The sequence below is a fragment of the Rossellomorea pakistanensis genome, from assembly GCF_016908495.1.
Classification (GTDB): Bacteria; Bacillota; Bacilli; order Bacillales; family Bacillaceae_B; genus Rossellomorea; species Rossellomorea pakistanensis.
The window spans coordinates 1-19,088 of sequence record NZ_JAFBDZ010000002.1 but is presented as its reverse complement, the minus strand read 5'-3'; the positions used below and the strand labels follow the sequence as shown (position 1 = coordinate 19,088).

The 19,088-nt window shown below is 37.0% G+C and carries 15 protein-coding genes and 1 rRNA gene; 9 read left to right on the top strand and 7 right to left on the bottom strand.

Annotated features, from left to right (window positions below; genetic code table 11):
* Positions 1 to 134 precede the first annotated feature (134 nt).
* The 7 genes from rsmG to rpmH form a co-directional block, all read right to left on the bottom strand.
* A complete protein-coding gene (gene rsmG, locus JOC86_RS07880; RefSeq protein WP_205170293.1) occupies positions 135 to 851 on the bottom strand; it encodes a 16S rRNA (guanine(527)-N(7))-methyltransferase RsmG in 717 nt (238 codons plus the stop codon).
* Positions 852 to 1,138: 287 nt separating this feature from the next.
* Complete coding sequence (gene mnmG, locus JOC86_RS07875) at positions 1,139 to 3,034, bottom strand: tRNA uridine-5-carboxymethylaminomethyl(34) synthesis enzyme MnmG (RefSeq protein ID WP_205170291.1); 1,896 nt, start codon at positions 3,032 to 3,034, stop codon at positions 1,139 to 1,141.
* 51 nt (positions 3,035 to 3,085) lie between these two features.
* Positions 3,086 to 4,471, bottom strand: a complete 1,386-nt coding sequence (mnmE, locus tag JOC86_RS07870; RefSeq protein ID WP_205170289.1) for a tRNA uridine-5-carboxymethylaminomethyl(34) synthesis GTPase MnmE — start codon at positions 4,469 to 4,471, stop codon at positions 3,086 to 3,088.
* 314 nt (positions 4,472 to 4,785) lie between these two features.
* Positions 4,786 to 5,403, bottom strand: a complete 618-nt coding sequence (gene jag / locus JOC86_RS07865) for an RNA-binding cell elongation regulator Jag/EloR (protein ID WP_205170287.1) — start codon at positions 5,401 to 5,403, stop codon at positions 4,786 to 4,788.
* On the bottom strand, positions 5,400 to 6,179 hold the full coding sequence (spoIIIJ, locus tag JOC86_RS07860) for a YidC family membrane integrase SpoIIIJ (protein WP_205170285.1): 780 nt from the start codon (positions 6,177 to 6,179) through the stop codon (positions 5,400 to 5,402). The genes jag and spoIIIJ overlap by 4 nt, the downstream gene beginning before the upstream one ends.
* 180 nt (positions 6,180 to 6,359) lie before the next feature.
* Positions 6,360 to 6,731 (bottom strand): ribonuclease P protein component, encoded by a 372-nt coding sequence (gene rnpA / locus JOC86_RS07855; RefSeq protein ID WP_205170282.1) that lies wholly within the window; start codon positions 6,729 to 6,731, stop codon positions 6,360 to 6,362.
* Positions 6,732 to 6,880: 149 nt separating this feature from the next.
* Positions 6,881 to 7,015 carry a 50S ribosomal protein L34 gene (rpmH, locus tag JOC86_RS07850; protein ID WP_205170279.1) on the bottom strand — a complete coding sequence of 45 codons (135 nt, stop codon included), beginning with the start codon at positions 7,013 to 7,015 and terminating at the stop codon, positions 6,881 to 6,883.
* A gap of 577 nt (positions 7,016 to 7,592) precedes the next feature.
* On the opposite strand from rpmH, the gene dnaA reads away from it, so the two are divergent.
* The 9 genes from dnaA to JOC86_RS07805 all read left to right on the top strand — a co-directional run.
* Positions 7,593 to 8,939: a chromosomal replication initiator protein DnaA gene (gene dnaA / locus JOC86_RS07845; protein WP_205170276.1), complete on the top strand. Its 1,347-nt coding sequence runs from the start codon at positions 7,593 to 7,595 to the stop codon at positions 8,937 to 8,939.
* Positions 8,940 to 9,269: 330 nt separating this feature from the next.
* Positions 9,270 to 10,406: a DNA polymerase III subunit beta gene (gene dnaN / locus JOC86_RS07840; RefSeq protein ID WP_205170274.1), complete on the top strand. Its 1,137-nt coding sequence runs from the start codon at positions 9,270 to 9,272 to the stop codon at positions 10,404 to 10,406.
* Between the two features lie 332 nt (positions 10,407 to 10,738).
* A complete protein-coding gene (gene yaaA / locus JOC86_RS07835) occupies positions 10,739 to 10,960 on the top strand; it encodes a S4 domain-containing protein YaaA (protein WP_205170272.1) in 222 nt (73 codons plus the stop codon).
* A 222-nt stretch (positions 10,961 to 11,182) separates the two neighbouring features.
* Positions 11,183 to 12,301 carry a DNA replication/repair protein RecF gene (recF, locus tag JOC86_RS07830; RefSeq protein WP_205170270.1) on the top strand — a complete coding sequence of 373 codons (1,119 nt, stop codon included), beginning with the start codon at positions 11,183 to 11,185 and terminating at the stop codon, positions 12,299 to 12,301.
* A gap of 9 nt (positions 12,302 to 12,310) precedes the next feature.
* Complete coding sequence (gene remB, locus JOC86_RS07825; protein WP_205170268.1) at positions 12,311 to 12,571, top strand: extracellular matrix regulator RemB; 261 nt, start codon at positions 12,311 to 12,313, stop codon at positions 12,569 to 12,571.
* 252 nt (positions 12,572 to 12,823) lie between these two features.
* The gene (gene gyrB / locus JOC86_RS07820; protein ID WP_205173446.1) at positions 12,824 to 14,746 is read left to right on the top strand and encodes a DNA topoisomerase (ATP-hydrolyzing) subunit B; all 1,923 of its coding nucleotides are present in this window, start codon (positions 12,824 to 12,826) and stop codon (positions 14,744 to 14,746) included.
* A 165-nt stretch (positions 14,747 to 14,911) separates the two neighbouring features.
* Positions 14,912 to 17,410, top strand: a complete 2,499-nt coding sequence (gene gyrA, locus JOC86_RS07815) for a DNA gyrase subunit A (protein WP_205170266.1) — start codon at positions 14,912 to 14,914, stop codon at positions 17,408 to 17,410.
* 166 nt (positions 17,411 to 17,576) lie between these two features.
* Positions 17,577 to 18,668 (top strand): HD domain-containing phosphohydrolase, encoded by a 1,092-nt coding sequence (locus tag JOC86_RS07810; protein ID WP_205170264.1) that lies wholly within the window; start codon positions 17,577 to 17,579, stop codon positions 18,666 to 18,668.
* A 354-nt stretch (positions 18,669 to 19,022) separates the two neighbouring features.
* A 16S ribosomal RNA gene (locus JOC86_RS07805) occupies positions 19,023 to 19,088 on the top strand; the annotation flags it as partial.

Genomic DNA, 19,088 nt, shown 5'->3' with positions numbered 1-19,088 from the left:
ATTCTCTATCATTTGACAAGTTCCTGCAACACTTTGACAATTTAATACTGGAATCCTTTAAGGATCAGCAACTGCATTTGTCATTTCCTTTTGCATCATAGCCGTGACCCACGTCAATACCATTACCCTTTGGGTTATTCCAATGGTAGCTTGTTAGGCGTCCCCGGTTTTCTTGGGTATTTTTTTGGAGTTGATTTTACTTTTCTAATGGTAATAATATTGCGCTCACTTTCCTCAAAAGGCAATGTAAAGGAATGGGTTTCTTCTATTTTTCCTCCTAATACTTGAAGCGCTTTCTGACTTGCGGATAATTCTTCACTAGCATTTGCTGCTTTCATCGCAACAAATAAGCCGTTTTCTTTTACGAGTGGAAGACATAGTTCGCTAAGAACTGACATTCTTGCCACTGCTCGGGCAGTAACAAGATCATAGTGTTCACGATGTTCAGGTTTTTTTCCAAACGTTTCAGCCCGATCATGATAAAAGTGTGTTCCGTTAAGTCCTAGTTGATTGGCTAATGTTTCGAGGAAAGTAATCCTTTTGTTTAACGAGTCCACAATCGATACTTTTATGTGAGGGAAACAAATTTTTAATGGAATACTTGGGAAGCCAGCTCCAGCCCCTACATCACAAATATGTAGCGTTTTTGAGAAATCCAAATAAAATCCAGCCGTAATGGAATCATAGAAATGCTTTAAATACACTTCTTCCTTTTCCGTTATAGCGGTTAAATTCATTTTGTTATTCCATTCCACTAACAGCTCATAATAGCGTTGAAATTGGTTAACTTGTTGAGGAGATAGGGCAATTCCTTTCTCGTCCAACATGGTTTGAAATTGTTCCGTATTCATGTTTTCATCCTTCCTAATAAGAAAAGCGGAAGTACCTTGATAAGAAGATAAAAGGCTAAGTTCGCCATGCCCTGTGGCCCATGACAAGCATAAGTCGAGTCACTTAGAAAGGGTGCCTATTCCTTTTCTAGGTGACATGGCTTATTTCTTGAAGGGCATACTTATGAAGGGATTTTTACCCCTTCAAGGACTGGCTTAGACTCCGGTACTAGGCTCAATAACTCGACAATGACAACATTTAAAACTATATTCTTTATTATTCTTTAAGATAAAAGTAAGATTAAAAGTTATTGCTCACTGGAAACCTTCGCTATTTTTCCCTGTTCAATATAAACGAGTAGTATGGAAATATCTGCAGGATTCACACCGGATATTCTTGATGCTTGAGCGAGGGAGAGAGGACGGACCTCTTTCAATTTTTGTCGCGCTTCTGAGGCGAGACCATTTATGGCATCATAATCAATATTATCAGGGATTTTTTTCGTCTCCATCTTTTTCAATTTATCGACTTGCTGCAGAGACTTCTCTATATATCCTTCATATTTAATTTGGATCTCGACTTGTTCTTCAACATCGGATATAAGATCTACATCACTCGGAATTAATTTTTTAATATGCTCGTAGTTCATTTCAGGGCGACGAAGTAAGTCTGCTGCACGAATCCCGTCCTTTAACTCACTACCACCTACTTCACGGATAAGAGCTTGGGTTTCTTCATTCGGCTTTATAATAATCGAGCTTAGTCGTTTTTTTTCATTCTCAATGGCATCTTTCTTCTCATTGAAGCTTTCATAACGCTTTTCTGATATTAGTCCAATTCGATGACCGATATCGGTTAGGCGCAAGTCGGCATTGTCATGACGGAGAAGTAAACGGTACTCAGCTCTTGATGTTAATAATCGATAAGGTTCGTTTGTCCCTTTTGTAATTAAATCATCTATAAGGACACCAATATAAGCATCTGACCGGCTTAGAATGACTTCTTCCTTGCCTAGAGCCCGACTTGCGGCGTTAATCCCAGCCATCAGCCCTTGGCCAGCTGCTTCCTCGTAACCGGATGTTCCATTTATTTGACCAGCTGTATAAAGATTCTTAATACGTTTGGTTTCAAGCGTTGGCCATAACTGTGTTGGCACTATAGCATCATACTCAATGGCATATCCTGCTCTCATCATTTCGACGTTTTCAAGTCCCGGAACGGTTGATAGAATTTTTCTTTGAACATCCTCAGGAAGACTTGTGGATAGCCCTTGTACATATACTTCTTGAGTATGACGTCCCTCAGGCTCAAGGAAGATCTGATGTCTAGGTTTATCATGGAAGCGTACCACTTTATCTTCAATTGATGGGCAATAGCGTGGTCCTGTTCCCTTAATCATTCCTGAATACATCGGAGAACGATGTAAGTTTTCATCAATTAATTTATGTGTTTCTTCGTTCGTATACGTTAACCAACATGGTAATTGGTCGGTAATATATTGGGTCGTTTCATAACTAAACGCTCTAGGAACGTCATCGCCAGGTTGTATTTCCGTTTTATCATAATCAATAGTAGAACTCTTCACTCTCGGAGGTGTACCTGTTTTAAACCTCACAAGATCAAATCCGAGTTCTTGGAGATGCTCAGAAAGTTTAATCGATGGTTGTTGATTATTAGGTCCACTTGAATATTTCAAATCACCAAGAATAATTTCCCCACGTAAGAATGTCCCTGTTGTAATTACAACCGTTTTTGCACGATATTCTGCTCCTGTTTGTGTTACAACCCCTTTACATTCACCATCTTCAATAATTAAGCTCTCAACCATACCTTGTAATAGCGATAAATTAGGTTCCTTTTCTAATGTGTTTTTCATTTCATGTTGATAGGAAAATTTATCTGCTTGTGCTCTCAAAGCACGTACTGCAGGGCCCTTTCCTGTATTTAGCATTCTCATTTGAATATGGGTTTTATCGATATTTTTCCCCATTTCGCCACCTAATGCGTCAATTTCTCGGACAACAATTCCTTTTGCAGGTCCACCGACTGACGGATTACAGGGCATAAAAGCAACCATATCTAAGTTTATAGTAACCATCAAGGTCTTGGCTCCCATTCGGGCCGAAGCAAGTCCCGCTTCTACACCTGCATGTCCAGCTCCAATAACAACCACATCATATTGTCCTGCCTCATACTGCTGCATTTTATGTTTTTCCTCCTTTTCTATCCTAGAATCTTTGTTGAATCCATACTTCTACTTTCCTAGGCAGAATTGTGAAAATAACTGATCGATTAAACTTTCATGTACACTATCACCGATAATTTCCCCAAGTAATTCCCACGAACGAGTTAAGTCGATTTGTACGATATCGATAGGAGTTCCCATTTCGACTCCTTGAATGGCTTCTTCAATAGCTTGTAAGGCTTGATGAAGGAGTGCGATGTGACGGCTGTTCGAGACATAGGTCATATCACCAGATTCTATTGAGCCTTCAAAGAATAATGAAGATATCGCTTCTTCTAGCTCATCGATTCCTTGTTCTTCTAATAGTGAAGTCGCGACGATTTTATGTTCATCAGCCACTTGATAGACTTTTTCTAAATCTATTTTTTTAGCTAAATCTGTTTTATTAATTATAACGATGACATCCATTCCTTTAACAGCTTGGAATAACTGAATATCTTCATGGGTCAGTTCATCCGCGTGATTTAATACGAGTAAAATTAAATCAGCTTCTTTTAACACTTGACGTGAACGCTCCACTCCGATTCTTTCAACAATATCTTCCGTTTCCCGAATCCCAGCCGTATCGACTAATCGTAGAGGTACTCCTCTAACATTCACATATTCTTCAATCACATCTCTTGTCGTTCCTGGAATATCTGTTACAATCGCTTTATTTTCATGAACTAAACTATTTAATAAAGAAGACTTCCCTACATTTGGTCTTCCGATGATGACAGTAGAAAGTCCTTCTCTTAATATCTTCCCTTGTTCTGAAGTACGGAGAAGGTTCTGAATTTCATTACGTACATAAGTAGATTTATCCAAAAGCATTCCATGTGTCATTTCCTCGACATCATCATATTCCGGATAATCTATATTTACTTCAACATGTGCTAATACCTCAAGAATTTCTTGACGCAGTCGACGAATCAGATTGGAAAGTCTCCCTTCCATTTGATTAAGTGCCACATTCATAGCCCTATCTGTCTTTGCCCGGATAAGATCCATCACTGCCTCCGCCTGTGAAAGGTCAATACGTCCATTTAGAAATGCCCTTTTTGTAAACTCTCCTGGTTCTGCTAGTCGAGCTCCATTTCTTAAAACAAGTTGTAAAACTTTGTTTACCGATACTAACCCTCCATGACAGTTGATCTCTACGATGTCCTCCCTCGTAAACGTCTTAGGCCCTCTCATGATTGAAACCATTACTTCTTCTACTACTTGACCCGTTTCAGGTTCTTGAATATGGCCATAATGAATCGTATGGGAAGGGACTTCATGAATAGACTGACCTTTCATACCTTTGAATACTTTATCGGCAATATCAAAAGCATGATCACCACTTAAACGTACAATGGCAATCGCTCCTTCCCCCATTGGAGTAGATATGGCAGCTATTGTATCAAGTTCCATGATTTTATCACCTCTCTTAGTGCTATATTTTTTCCTCATCTATTTATAAAATTTAATGACGTTATAATCCTCTAAATTAATAGAATATCACAATCTCCATCGATACTAAAGAATTCGTCATTTATCCACAGTACAAAAAAATAGCTATCTTATTTTAACTTATCCACATGTGAATAACAATAAACGAAATCCGGAGGTTCTTTTATTATAATTGGCCCTGTTTATCTAAATAAAAAATAAAAAAGTATGAAATAAAGAAAAATAATAAGCCTTCAAGTTCTTGAATGAACTTGAAGGCTTATTATATGACTAAATTATTTAGGCGTAATCACGATATATCGATTCGGTTCAGAACCTTCTGATTCCGTTTCTACTAATGAAGAATTCACTAAAGCGGTATGAATCACTTTCCGCTCATAAGAAGGCATTGGTTCTAAAGAAACTTTTCGTTTTGTTCTTACTGATTTATCAGCTAGTCTTATGGCCAGGTTCATTAGTGTTTCAGTTCGACGCTCGCGATAATTTTCGGCATCAAGGACAATATTGATATATTGATCCGAAAATCGATTCGCTACAAGCTGGGTTAAATATTGTAGTGAGTTCAATGTTTGTCCTCTTTTTCCAATCAATAGAGCGATTTTGTCTCCACTCATTTGAAATTCAACATTCTTCCCATCTTGTTTCACCGTAATATCTGCCGTAATCCCCATCTCTTTACTAACAGCAAGAATAAATTTTTTTGCTTCTTCAATTGGATCCATGATTTTTTTCACCAAGACAGAAGCTGGCTTAGAACCAAATAGTCCAAATAAACCTTTTTTACCTTCAGTTAGAATTTGTATGTCCGCTTGTTCTCTTCTAATATTAAGCTGGGCTAATGCTGATTCTACTGCTTCTTCAATAGATGGACCAGTAGCTGTTACTTCTTTCACTTTTTAGCTCCCCCTGTTTTACCAACAGCAGGTTGTCCCCTTAATTCTGGGCCTTTAATGAAGTATGTTTGAATAATCATGAATAAGTTACCAACTACCCAGTATAGAGATAATGCTGCTGGGAAATTAATTGCAAAGATAATAATCATAACAGGCATAATATAAAGCATCATAGCCATTTGTGGATTTTGATTAGCTGTTCCTGCCATCATCATTTTTTGCTGAATGAACGTCGTTACACCAGCAATTAATGGTAAAAGGTATATCGGATCTGGGTTGCCAAGATCAAACCATAAGAAATTATGATTTTTGATCTCCTGAGTACGTACGATTGCGTGATAAAAACCAATTAAGATCGGCATTTGAATCAATAATGGGAAACACCCTGCTAACGGATTCACACCATGAGTTTGAAATAATGCCATGGTTTCTTGCTGAAGCTTTTGTTGAGATTGTGCATCTTTCGATTTGTATTTTTCACGCAGCTTTTGCATCTCTGGTTGTAAAGCTTGCATAGCCTTTGAGTTTCTAGTCTGCTTAATCATCAAAGGTAAGATCGCTAAACGGATGATAAGGGTAACAACAATAATCGATAACCCATAGCTTCCACCCATCCACTCTGCAAACTTCGTAATCATCATTGATAGTGGATATACAATATACTCATTCCAAAAGCCATCACTCTCAGCAGTGATCGGCTTGTTATAATCCATACAACCTGAGAGTAGAGCTGTAACCCCAATCAAAGTAATTAGGATTAATATTCTTTTCTTCACCCTCTTTTTCCTCCCTACTTTTTGCAATGTCTACTATATTTTTAATAGGCTTAAACAAAATAACTTGTCCAACCTCGAATACCTTAAACATACTATTAATAAAAAAAGTTTAACCCCATGTATTGTAACATCTTTTGAAAGGTTTTGCTTCCGAAAACTGTCTTTAATGGAAAACAAAATCTACCCCTTTTTGACATTTTCACCATTAGATTTCATTTTTAAAACACTTCCACGTTTAAATACATGTAATAAGCTTTTTTTCACTTCATGGAAATTCATTTCGGCCGCCGGTTTTCTGGCGATGATGACATAATCATACTCTTTTTTCACTTCATCTTTTAATTCGAGAAATACTTGTCTTACATAACGTTTAATCTGATTTCTTTTGACAGCATTCCCTATCTTTTTACTTACAGATAATCCAATCCTGAAGTCGATTTGCTGCGGCTTCTTTAATTTATAGACAACAAATTGCCGATTGGCAAACGAAGTCCCTTTTTGGAAAATATCTTGAAACTCACTATTTTTCTTTACTCTTTGATCTTTTCGCATTTAACACACCTGCTATTTTTTTAGAAAAACGGAATCCCTTGTTTAGATGCTAGAGCTCAACACCACTGAAGATTCACTAAACAATTCATTTGAAATTTCACTCTCGTATCTATTAATGAGAAAAAAGACCACTGATTCATTTCAGTGGCCTAAGCAGATAATACTTTTCTTCCTTTACGACGACGACGAGCTAGAACTTTACGTCCATTAGCTGAGCTCATGCGTGCACGGAATCCGTGTACCTTACTTCTTTTACGATTATTTGGTTGAAATGTTCTTTTCATATATGACACCTCCCTGAGGAATGGATAAATTACAAGTTTAAAGACATTCTTTTCAATTATAAAGAGGGTGGCCCCCAAATGTCAATACTCTCTTTCAGAAAGAGGGAATGAACCTACCTCAAGGATCTACATGGAATATTTAAAATTTTACTCTTCCCTATACCCTGTGGATATATTTCGACAACGCCAAAGATTATCCACAACACATATTGACAACTTTTTCACATATAAATAAGCTGTGGAAAAATAATTTCCACATCCCCTTTAACTTGTGGATAAGAGCGAAAAGCCATTGCAACTACAAGGATATTCTGATATGATTATTGTGTTTTCACTCTTGACAGTTATTGTGAATAAATCAGTTTATCCACAAATTGTGGATAGTGTGTTAATAACTTATTCAAAGCCTATGTAAAAGGTTGTCCACAAACAGTGGAAATTGTCGAAAACCGAGTCTTTTCCTTATTATATATTTTTCCACATTCATAATCTTGTATTTTTATAAAAGAGAAGCAATATACGGGATTTATCACTAGTACTAAGGTCACGAAATCCTAAAGAAAAGGAGGGAGATTGATTGGAGAATATCGGAGATTTATGGAGTAAAGCCTTGTCAAACATCGAGCAAAAAATTAGTAAACCTAGTTTTGAAACATGGTTAAAGTCGACTAAAGCCCACTCCATACAAGGGGATACCCTTATAATTACCGCTCCAAATGAGTTTGCTAGAGACTGGCTAGAAGGAAGATACTCTCAACTTATCTCAGGTGTACTCTATGAAATTACCGGAGAAGAACTTACAGTTAAATTTATTATTCCTCAAAATCAAGAGCCAGAAGAGTTTGATATTCCATTACCGGCAAAAAATACTGGTAGAGAAGATGAAACCCATGAACTTCAACAAAATATGCTTAATCCAAAGTATATGTTTGATACATTTGTCATCGGTTCTGGCAACCGATTCGCACATGCTGCATCATTGGCTGTTGCCGAAGCGCCTGCTAAAGCCTACAATCCGTTATTTATTTATGGAGGAGTAGGGTTAGGAAAAACCCACCTTATGCACGCAATTGGTCATTACGTCATTGAACACAACCCTGCAGCAAAGGTTGTTTATTTATCATCAGAAAAATTCACCAATGAGTTCATTAACTCTATTCGAGATAATAAAGCAGTAGATTTTCGCAATAAATATCGAAATGTTGATGTACTATTAATCGATGATATTCAATTTCTAGCCGGGAAAGAACAAACTCAAGAGGAATTTTTCCATACTTTTAATACATTGCATGAAGAAAGTAAACAAATTGTTATATCAAGTGATCGTCCGCCAAAAGAAATCCCAACATTAGAGGATCGTCTGCGATCTCGCTTTGAGTGGGGCTTAATAACAGATATTACTCCGCCTGATTTAGAAACGAGAATTGCTATTTTGCGAAAAAAGGCGAAAGCGGAAGGGCTCGATATCCCAAATGAAGCGATGCTGTATATCGCAAATCAAATTGACTCAAATATTCGTGAACTTGAAGGAGCTTTAATCCGAGTTGTTGCATACTCTTCTTTAATCAATAAAGACATTAATGCAGATTTAGCAGCTGAAGCCTTAAAAGATATTATTCCGAGCTCAAAACCGAAAGTCATTACAATCCACGATATTCAAAGAGTGGTAGGAGAACATTTTAATGTAAAGCTTGAGGATTTTAAAGCAAAGAAAAGAACGAAGTCCATTGCATATCCTAGGCAAATCGCCATGTACTTATCAAGGGAAATGACCGACTTTTCATTACCTAAAATCGGAGAAGAATTTGGTGGCAGAGATCATACAACCGTCATTCACGCCCATGAGAAAATTTCAAAAATGATTCAAACGGATCCACATTTGCCACATCAGATTAAAGAAATCCGTGAGCAATTAAAAAATTGATCCATAGAAAGATTAGCGAATGGATAAACACTGACAACTATCGCCATTTTCTATGAAAATTTCATCCATGTACAGTTTGAAAGATATGATCCGAAAACACTATTGAAGTTTTTACTTTTAACTTTAAATATAAACAGGTATTCTTATTACTGTTAATAACTGAACATAGCTTGCACACAGTCTGTCCACATGTGGATAGGCTGTGTTTCCATTCTTTTGAACAGCTTATCCACATATCCACAAGCCCTATTACTATTATTACTATTTTTTTAAAACATATTATTATATGTCGTTAACAAATAAATTATGACTAAAATGGAGGAATCATTTATGAAATTTGTCATTCAAAGGGACCGTCTTGTTGAAAGTGTTCAAGACGTAATGAAAGCCGTTACTTCTAGAACAACTATCCCGATCTTAACGGGAATTAAGATCATTGCTACAAATGAGGGAGTAACATTAACAGGAAGTGATTCAGATATATCGATTGAATCTTTCATTCCTGTTGAAGAAGAAGGAACGGAAATTGTGGAAGTAATGCAACCAGGTGGAATTGTTCTTCAAGCTAAGTTTTTTAGTGAAATCGTTAAGAAACTCCCAATGGATACAGTAGAATTAGAAGTGGGAAATCATTTTCAAACTGTTATTCGATCAGGTAAGGCAGAATTTAATTTAAATGGTTTAGATGCAGAAGAATATCCACATTTACCTCAAATTGAAGAGGGAAATGCATTTAAATTACCTACAGACTTATTAAAAACAATGATTAGACAAACTGTTTTTGCAGTGTCCACCTCAGAAACACGCCCTATCTTGACAGGTGTAAACTGGAAAGTGGAAAACGGTGACTTATCCTGTATTGCAACAGATAGTCATCGACTAGCGATGAGAAAAGCTCCGATAGAAAGTGGACATAGTGGTGAATACAATGTTGTTATTCCAGGCAAGAGTTTAAGTGAATTAAGCAAAATCCTAGATGATACAACAGAGTTAGTCGAAATTGTCATTACAGAAAATCAAATATTATTCAAAGCTAAACACCTATTATTCTTTTCTCGATTACTAGAAGGGAATTATCCTGACACTAGCCGTTTAATCCCATCGGATAGTAAAACAGAGCTTACGCTTATGTCTAAAGAATTTTTACAAGCCATTGATCGTGCTTCTTTATTAGCTCGAGAGGGTCGAAACAATGTTGTAAAACTTTCTACAATTGAAGAGGGAATGATTGAGGTTTCTTCCAATTCTCCGGAAATAGGTAAAGTTATAGAGCAATTAAAAAGTGAATCTATCAACGGTGAGGAACTTAAGATATCCTTCAGTGCAAAATATATGATGGATGCTTTAAAAGCATTAGAAGGAACAGAAATCCATATTAATTTCACAGGAGCTATGAGGCCATTTGTAATTCGCCCACTCCATGACGAGTCAATTTTACAATTAATCCTGCCTGTAAGAACGTATTAGAAAAATATAAGACTGACCTCTCGGAATAGGGTCAGTCTTCTTCTTTTTTATTAGATAAGAATGTATAAAAATTAGGAGTGTTTATGGATATAAAAAGTTTGACATTGTCTAGCTCCAGCGCCTAGGCCTTCATGTCATAATCCAAGTCACCTAGAAAGGGAAAAATCACCCTTTCTAGGTGACTCATCTTATGCTTATCGGAGCTGTTCAAGACGCTTCCGCTTTCCTTATGACAACAGCCAAAATACTTTTGCATTTCTCTCTTTGTATAAATAAATAAACTTTAGTAGAATAAATAATTAGAGACAAAAAACGGAAAGTAGTGAGTTGAGATGGAAAAGATCGTGACAATAGAGACGGAAAAAATCACGCTTGGTCAATTTTTGAAATTAGCGGAAGTCATTCAATCAGGTGGTATGGCTAAATGGTTTTTAAGTGAATACACAGTATATGTGAACGGTGAACAAGATCAAAGAAGAGGCAGAAAGTTAACCGTAGGTGATAAAATCGAAATTCCCGAAATAGGGATTTTTGTTGTGAGAGAAGAATGTTAAAAATTAGGAGTGTTTATGGATAAAAAGGATTATCATTGTCCAGCTCCAGCGCCTAGTCCTTCGAGTCATAAGCCAAGGCACCTAGGAAAAGGCACCCTTCCTAGGTGACTCGTCTTATGCTTGTCCGAGGTCCACAGGACGTGGAGAACTTAGCCTTTCATCCTATACACAAGGCGCTTCCGCTTTTTTTATTTCTGATGAACAATAAAGGATGTTCTTTCTATGTACATTGATCATATTCAATTAACCAATTATCGTAATTACAGCTCACTTGATATTCAATTTGAAAACAAAGTTAACGTCATTCTTGGAGAAAACGCCCAAGGAAAAACCAATATTATGGAATCTATCTATGTTTTGGCAATGGCAAATTCTCATCGTACATCAAATGACAAAGATTTAATACGTTGGGATGAGGAATATGCTAAAATAAAAGGGAAGATTCAAAAATACAACGGAAGTGTCCCGTTAGAATTAGTGATTTCGAAAAAAGGAAAAAAAGCTAAATATAATCATCTCGAACAGAAAAAATTAAGCCAATACGTTGGTAATATGAACGTTGTTATGTTTGCGCCTGAAGATCTTCATTTAGTAAAAGGGAGCCCTCAAGTAAGGCGTCGTTTTATTGATATGGAAATAGGACAGGTGTCTCCTGTGTATTTACATGACATTGGTGTATACAAAAAGATTCTTCAGCAAAGAAACCATTATTTAAAGATGTTGCAGTTAAAGAAACAGACAGATCAAACGATGCTGGATGTGTTAACAGAACAGTTTATAGAAATGGCAACAAAAATCGTCAAAAAACGTTATGAATTTGTTACTCTACTAGAGGATTGGGCTAAACCAATCCATTCTGGCATTTCCAGAAATCTAGAAACCTTAAAAATTGTATATAAACCGTCTATTGACGTATCAGAAGACCAAGATTGGTCGAAAATGATAGAAGTATTTGAAAATAAATTTCAAAAAGTTCGAGAACGGGAGATTGAACGAGGCGTAACGTTGATTGGCCCTCATCGTGATGATCTTCAATTTATCGTCAATGATCGAGATGTTCAGACGTTTGGTTCTCAAGGTCAGCAAAGAACGACTGCCCTCTCCATAAAATTAGCAGAAATAGAACTAATACACTCCGAAATAAAAGAATATCCGATTCTTCTATTGGACGATGTTCTATCAGAACTGGATGATTACCGTCAGTCACATTTACTGAACACTATACAAGGAAAAGTACAAACCTTTGTAACGACCACAAGTGTAGATGGTATTGACCATCAGACACTAAACGAAGCCTCTACATATGTTGTGGAAGCGGGGACGATGAATCGATTAAAGTGAGGTGGTTTCGTGTACATTCATGTCGGTGAAGATGTCATGGTCAGAACGGATGAAATTGTGGCAATCATTGATAAAGACACTGTGCAGTTCTCAAGCGAATTACAGGATTTCTTAAAGAAAAAAGAAAATCAGATTAGCAATTTAGCAAAAGGTTCTTATAAATCATTGGTTGTAACCGTCAATCATTTATATCTTTCTCCACTAGCCTCTAACACATTAAAGAAACGATCAAAACGTTGGAGCGCTCAAGAAAATGTTTTAAACAACTAGTTTGAAAATAAAAGGAAAGCAACCAGAGATAGGAAGAAACATAGAGTAAGGAACGCCGAAAAAGACCAATGAAGGAAGAGGCAGACCCTAACCTAGGTGACTGGAATTACAGCATTCAATATATAGAAGAAGCCTTTGAAGGATCTCCTATATATAGCGAATATAGTGATTACCGCTCCTTTTGGGACAGCCCCTGACCTACGTTCTGTAGGCATCCTATGTATTAGAAAGAGTAGGTGAAATGGTATGGCTATGGAGCAAAAACAAGCTCAAGGTCAATCTTACGATGAAAATCAGATTCAGGTTTTAGAAGGTCTTGAAGCCGTTAGGAAAAGACCCGGAATGTACATTGGTTCAACCAGTTCAAGAGGGCTGCACCATTTAGTTTGGGAAATTGTCGATAATAGTATTGATGAAGCGCTAGCCGGCTATTGTACCGAAATCAATGTCATCATTGAAAAAGACAATAGTATAACCGTTATGGATAATGGTCGTGGTATTCCGGTAGGTACTCATGAAAAAATGGGACGACCTGCGGTGGAAGTCATTATGACCGTTCTCCATGCTGGAGGTAAATTCGGTGGTGGCGGCTATAAAGTTTCTGGTGGTCTCCACGGTGTAGGGGCATCCGTAGTGAACGCACTTTCCACGGAACTTGAAGTATTTGTCCATCGTGATGGGAAGATTCACTACCAGAAGTTTGAAAGAGGAGTTCCTAGTTTTGATTTAAGAATTGAAGGAGAAACAGATAAAACGGGAACCATCATTCACTTCAAACCAGACGCTGAGATTTTTTCAGAAACCACAGAATACGATTATGATATTCTTGCTAATCGTATTAGGGAATTAGCGTTTTTAAATCGTGGTCTTAAAATCACTATTGAAGATAAACGAGAAGAGGATAAACGTAATGAATACCACTATGAAGGTGGTATTAAGTCATATGTTGAGCATTTAAATCGTTCAAAAGAAGTGATTCATGAGGAACCGATTTATATTGAAGGGGAAAGAGAGGAAATCTCAATTGAAATTTCCCTGCAATACAATGATGGCTTTGCAAGTAATATTTACTCTTTCGCCAACAATATTCACACCTATGAAGGTGGAACACATGAATCTGGATTTAAAACAGCTTTAACCCGAGTGATAAATGATTATGCTCGTAAAAATAATATCTACAAAGAAAGTGATTCAAACCTTTCAGGAGAAGATGTACGGGAAGGATTAACGGCTATTATATCTGTTAAGCATCCTGATCCACAGTTTGAAGGTCAAACAAAAACAAAACTAGGTAACTCTGAAGCAAGAACAGTAACAGATGCTCTATTCTCCGAGCACTTTGAAACTTTCCTTCTTGAGAACCCAGTAGTAGCAAGAAAGATTGTCGAAAAAGGACTCATGGCAGCAAGGGCGCGTCTGGCTGCAAAAAAAGCAAGAGAATTAACCCGAAGAAAAAGTGCCTTAGAAGTTTCTAGCTTACCAGGGAAACTAGCTGACTGTTCATCACGAAATCCTGAAATCAGCGAACTTTATATCGTAGAGGGTGATTCTGCAGGTGGATCAGCTAAGCAGGGACGTGATCGTCACTTCCAAGCGATTCTTCCAATGAGAGGAAAGATTATTAACGTAGAGAAGGCACGTTTAGATAAGATTCTATCTAACAATGAAATTAGAATGATCATTACTGCTCTTGGAACAGGAATTGGGGAAGATTTTGATATATCTAAGGCAAGGTATCACAAGGTTGTCATTATGACCGATGCCGATGTTGATGGAGCCCATATTAGAACATTGCTATTAACGTTCTTTTATCGCTATATGAGACAAATTATTGAAGCAGGTTATATCTATATCGCTCAACCTCCTCTATATAAGATTCAACAAGGGAAAAAGGTTGAATACGTCTATAATGATAGACAGCTGGAAGAAACTCTGTCACAATTACCGGCTCAACCAAAGCCTGGTATTCAACGTTACAAAGGTTTAGGTGAAATGAATGCAGAACAGCTTTGGGAAACAACAATGGACCCAGAATACCGGACACTTCTACAAGTAAGTCTTGAGGATGCGATTGAAGCGGACGAAACATTTGAGATTTTAATGGGTGACAAAGTAGAGCCTCGTAGAAATTTCATCGAATCCAATGCCATGTATGTGAAAAATTTGGATGTTTAATTCTTATCAAAAGTTTTATAAATAAATAATTCTTTTTTGAAAGCTGTTGTCCTGATCCTTTGTATTTGGATCAGCCCATCTTTTAACTATTTGAATTATTCCCCTATAAAAGATCAGGGAAAGCGAAGAAAGGTTAACCCTTTCTAAAAGGAGGTTCCTTTTACTATGGCAGAGACGCCAAATTCTAGAATAAAAGAGATTAATATTAGCCAAGAAATGCGTACGTCCTTCTTAGATTATGCCATGAGCGTTATTGTCTCTCGTGCATTACCGGATGTTAGAGACGGATTAAAGCCAGTTCATCGCCGCATTCTATACGCAATGAATGATCTAGGAATGACAGCGGATAAAGCATATAAGAAATCTGCACGTATCGTTGGTGAGGTTATTGGTAAGTATCACCCTCACGGTGACTCTGCTGTATATGACACCATGGTACGTATGGCGCAAGATTTCAACTACCGTTATATGTTAGTAGATGGACATGGAAACTTTGGATCTGTGGATGGAGACGCAGCAGCAGCCATGCGTTATACAGAGGCGCGTATGTCGAAAATATCCATGGAGCTTATTCGTGATATTAACAAGGATACCATTGACTATAGAGATAACTATGATGGCTCAGAACGAGAACCTATTGTTCTTCCTTCCAGATTTCCTAACTTATTAGTAAACGGTTCTTCTGGAATCGCAGTTGGAATGGCCACAAATATTCCTCCCCATCAGTTAGGAGAAGTTATTGACGGTCTCCTTGCTTTAAGTAAGGATGCTGATATTACAATCCAAGAATTAATGGATTATATTCCAGGCCCTGACTTTCCAACGGCAGGAATGATTGTAGGAAGAAGTGGAATCCGTAGAGCATATGAAACCGGTAGAGGTTCCATAACAATGCGGGCGCGCGTTGATATCCAACAAAAAGCGAATGGCAAAGAAACGATTATTGTTAATGAAATCCCATATCAAGTGAACAAAGCAAAGCTTATTGAAAAGATCGCTGACTTAGTTAGAGATAAAAAGATCGATGGAATTACAGACCTACGTGATGAATCTGACCGTAATGGAATGCGAATCGTTATTGAAGTAAGAAGAGATGCTAATGCAGAAGTACTAATGAATAATCTTTATAAGCAAACCGCCTTACAATCAAGCTTCGGAATCAACCTATTAGCCCTTGTAGATGGTCAGCCAAAGGTCTTAAATTTAAAACAATGCCTTAAACATTACTTAGACCATCAACAAGTAGTTATCCGTAGAAGAACTGAATTTGAACTCAGAAAAGCTGAAGCAAGAGCTCATATTTTAGAAGGTTTACGAATTGCCTTAGATCATATAGATGAAATCATTGCCTTAATTCGAGGTTCAGAAACAACAGACATTGCAAGAGCAGGACTAATGGAACAATTCTCTTTATCTGAGAAACAAGCACAAGCCATTCTTGATATGCGTCTGCAACGTCTTACAGGACTTGAGCGTGACAAGATTGAAAACGAGTATCAGGATTTGGTGAAGCTTATTGGAGAATTGAAAGCCATTCTTGCTGATGAGGAAAAAGTGTTAGAAATCATCCGCCAAGAGTTATTGGAATTAAAAGAGCGTTTTAACGATAAACGCCGTACGGAAATCGTTTCTGGAGGAATTGAGCAAATTGAAGATGAAGATTTAATTCCTCGGGAAAATATCATCGTAACCTTAACCCACAACGGATATATTAAACGACTTCCAGTATCCACTTACCGCAGCCAAAAACGAGGTGGTAGAGGGATACAAGGAATGGGAACGAATGAGAACGACTTTGTTGAGCATCTCCTAACAACTTCGACTCATGATACGATCCTTTTCTTCACTAACAAAGGGAAAGCTTATAGAGCAAAAGGATATGAAATCCCTGAGCTAAGCAGAACAGCGAAGGGAATTCCAATCATTAACCTTTTAGGGATCGATCAGGATGAAGAAATCAATGCAATGATCCGTATTGAAGAGTTTGTAGATGATTGGTTCTTATTCTTTACGACAAGACAGGGGATTTCAAAACGAACTCCAGTTTCGGACTATGCTAACATTCGTACAAACGGATTGATCGCCATTAACTTAAGGGAAAATGACGAGCTGATATCTGTAAGGCTGACAGATGGTTCTAAAAATATCATTATTGGTACGAAAAAAGGATTGTTAATCCGATTCCCTGAAGTAGATGTCCGTTCTATGGGACGTACTGCCACAGGGGTTAAGGGAATCAACTTAACCTCAGAAGATGAAGTGGTTGGAATGGAAATTCTTGAAAATCAAGAAGACGTGTTAGTTGTAACGAGAAATGGATATGGAAAACGTACTCCTGCAGGGGAGTACAGAGTCCAAACTCGTGGGGGAAAAGGATTAAAGACATGTAATATTACAGAAAAAAATGGAGAGCTAGTAGCCGTTAAATCTGTAACAGGAGAAGAGGATATCATGCTGATCACAGCTCACGGAGTTATGATTCGCATGGATGTTAAAGATATCTCCACAACAGGACGTAATACGCAAGGGGTTAAACTAATCCGTCTTGATGAGGAAGGATTCGTAGCAACAGTAGCAAAAGTAGCAAAGGAAGAAGAAAGTAATGAAGGAGAAGAAGGCGAAGAAATAGACGTTGACCTTCAAGAAACTCCTACTGAGGAGTAGATAATTAAGAAAGGTGATCCGAAGTACTGACGTATTCATTTTTTTGAACGTCATGTACATCGAGTCACCTTTTTTTGTATTATTAAAAAAACATACCGAACCTCTCATGTTTATTTGGTAAAATAAAGAAAAATATTATTAGAGACCATTTGATGAGGTGAATGTTGTGAAAGTCAGAGTGGAAGATCTTGAAGAAGGTTGTATTTTAGAAGAGGATATTATGGGGATGACTAGTCATCCTATTATTCCAAGGAACACTGTCATTTCATCGTTACATATTGAAGTTCTGAAATCTTTTTTTATTCATGAAGTAGATGTGGGAAATACAAAAGCGAACGGGGATCCCCTCCAGCCTAATCTTAAACTAGATACGAATAAAGAAAAAAAATCGGAAAGAACGATAGAAAAAGATCCATTCCTCCCTCTTTATTTAAGCGGTGTTCAACAATTAAAAAAGGAATTTCAAAATTGGCAATCTGGTTCCGGAATCAATATTACGACAATAAGAAACATTATTCTCCCTTTGTTAAACATTTTCGAAGAAAATCAAATCCATCTTTACAATATTCATTTGTACTCCAATAAAGAAGAATATATTTATCATCATTCTCTTTCAGTAGGACTGATAAGTGCTATGATCGCTAAGAAATTAGGATATGAGAGAGGAAATATAAATCAAATCGCATTAGCAGGTATGCTGGCAGATTGTGGTATGGCTAAAGTGAGATCCTCTATAATAACGAAACAAGCAGCTTTAACCGAGGAAGAATTTAATGAAGTCAAACAACATACAGCTTTAAGCTATAAAATGGTAAAGGATATCCCACTATTAAAATCTGATATGAAGCTTGCTATTTTCCAGCATCATGAACGTCTTGACGGAAGTGGCTATCCTTCGGGTGAAAGCAAAAATCGAGTCCATATTCATTCACAAATTATTGCTATTGCAGATATGTATCATGCCATGACTTCAGAAAGATTATATCGTAGTAGTCAGACTCCTTTTATAGTTTTAGAAAAAATAAAAGAAGATTATTTTGGTAAGCTGGATATTAAAGTGGTAGAAACACTACTAGAATTGGTAGCAAATCTTTCCCCGAGAGCAAAGGTTAAAGTTTCAAATGGAGAAACAGGAGAAATCATTTTTACTAACAGAGACATGTTAACAAGACCCCTATTAAAACTAGATCAAACAAATGAAATACTAGATTTACAGAAAAGAAGAGATCTCCATATCAAAGAAGTTATAAGTATTTAGCAAAGTCATTTTCCGGAGACCCAATGAAATTAAATATCTCCCTATCTATGCTATTTCGTTGGGTTATTCCATTATTATTACAAGCTTTTAGATAAAAACTTAGAATAAGTTTTGAATTACCTCTTGTGAAGAAGAATAAACCTATGTATAATAAATCTCGTTGGCAAAAAAGCCATGAAATAAAGTTTTAAAAAGTTGTTGACAGGTAACTTATTAAGATGTTACATTATATAGGTCGCTTAAGACAACAAAGTATTGAACCTTGAAAACTGAACAAGACAAAACGTCAACGTTAATTCTAAAAGATTTACAACGTAAGAACATGGTTCTTACACAAATGAGCAAGTCAAACTTCTATCGGAGAGTTTGATCCTGGCTCAGGACGAACGCTGGCGGCGTGCCTAATACATGCAAGTCGAG

Bases quoted from the DNA above. Each gene is read 5' to 3' on its own strand.
- rpmH (WP_205170279.1), bottom strand. From the start codon at position 7,015: ATGAAAAGAACATTTCAACCAAATAATCGTAAAAGAAGTAAGGTACAC.
- gyrA (WP_205170266.1), top strand. From the start codon at position 14,912: ATGGCAGAGACGCCAAATTCTAGAATAAAAGAGATTAATATTAGCCAA.
- recF (WP_205170270.1), top strand. From the start codon at position 11,183: ATGTACATTGATCATATTCAATTAACCAATTATCGTAATTACAGCTCA.
- yaaA (WP_205170272.1), top strand. From the start codon at position 10,739: ATGGAAAAGATCGTGACAATAGAGACGGAAAAAATCACGCTTGGTCAA.
- mnmE (WP_205170289.1), bottom strand. From the start codon at position 4,471: ATGGAACTTGATACAATAGCTGCCATATCTACTCCAATGGGGGAAGGA.
- mnmG (WP_205170291.1), bottom strand. From the start codon at position 3,034: ATGCAGCAGTATGAGGCAGGACAATATGATGTGGTTGTTATTGGAGCT.
- rsmG (WP_205170293.1), bottom strand. From the start codon at position 851: ATGAATACGGAACAATTTCAAACCATGTTGGACGAGAAAGGAATTGCC.
- dnaN (WP_205170274.1), top strand. From the start codon at position 9,270: ATGAAATTTGTCATTCAAAGGGACCGTCTTGTTGAAAGTGTTCAAGAC.
- rnpA (WP_205170282.1), bottom strand. From the start codon at position 6,731: ATGCGAAAAGATCAAAGAGTAAAGAAAAATAGTGAGTTTCAAGATATT.
- gyrB (WP_205173446.1), top strand. From the start codon at position 12,824: ATGGAGCAAAAACAAGCTCAAGGTCAATCTTACGATGAAAATCAGATT.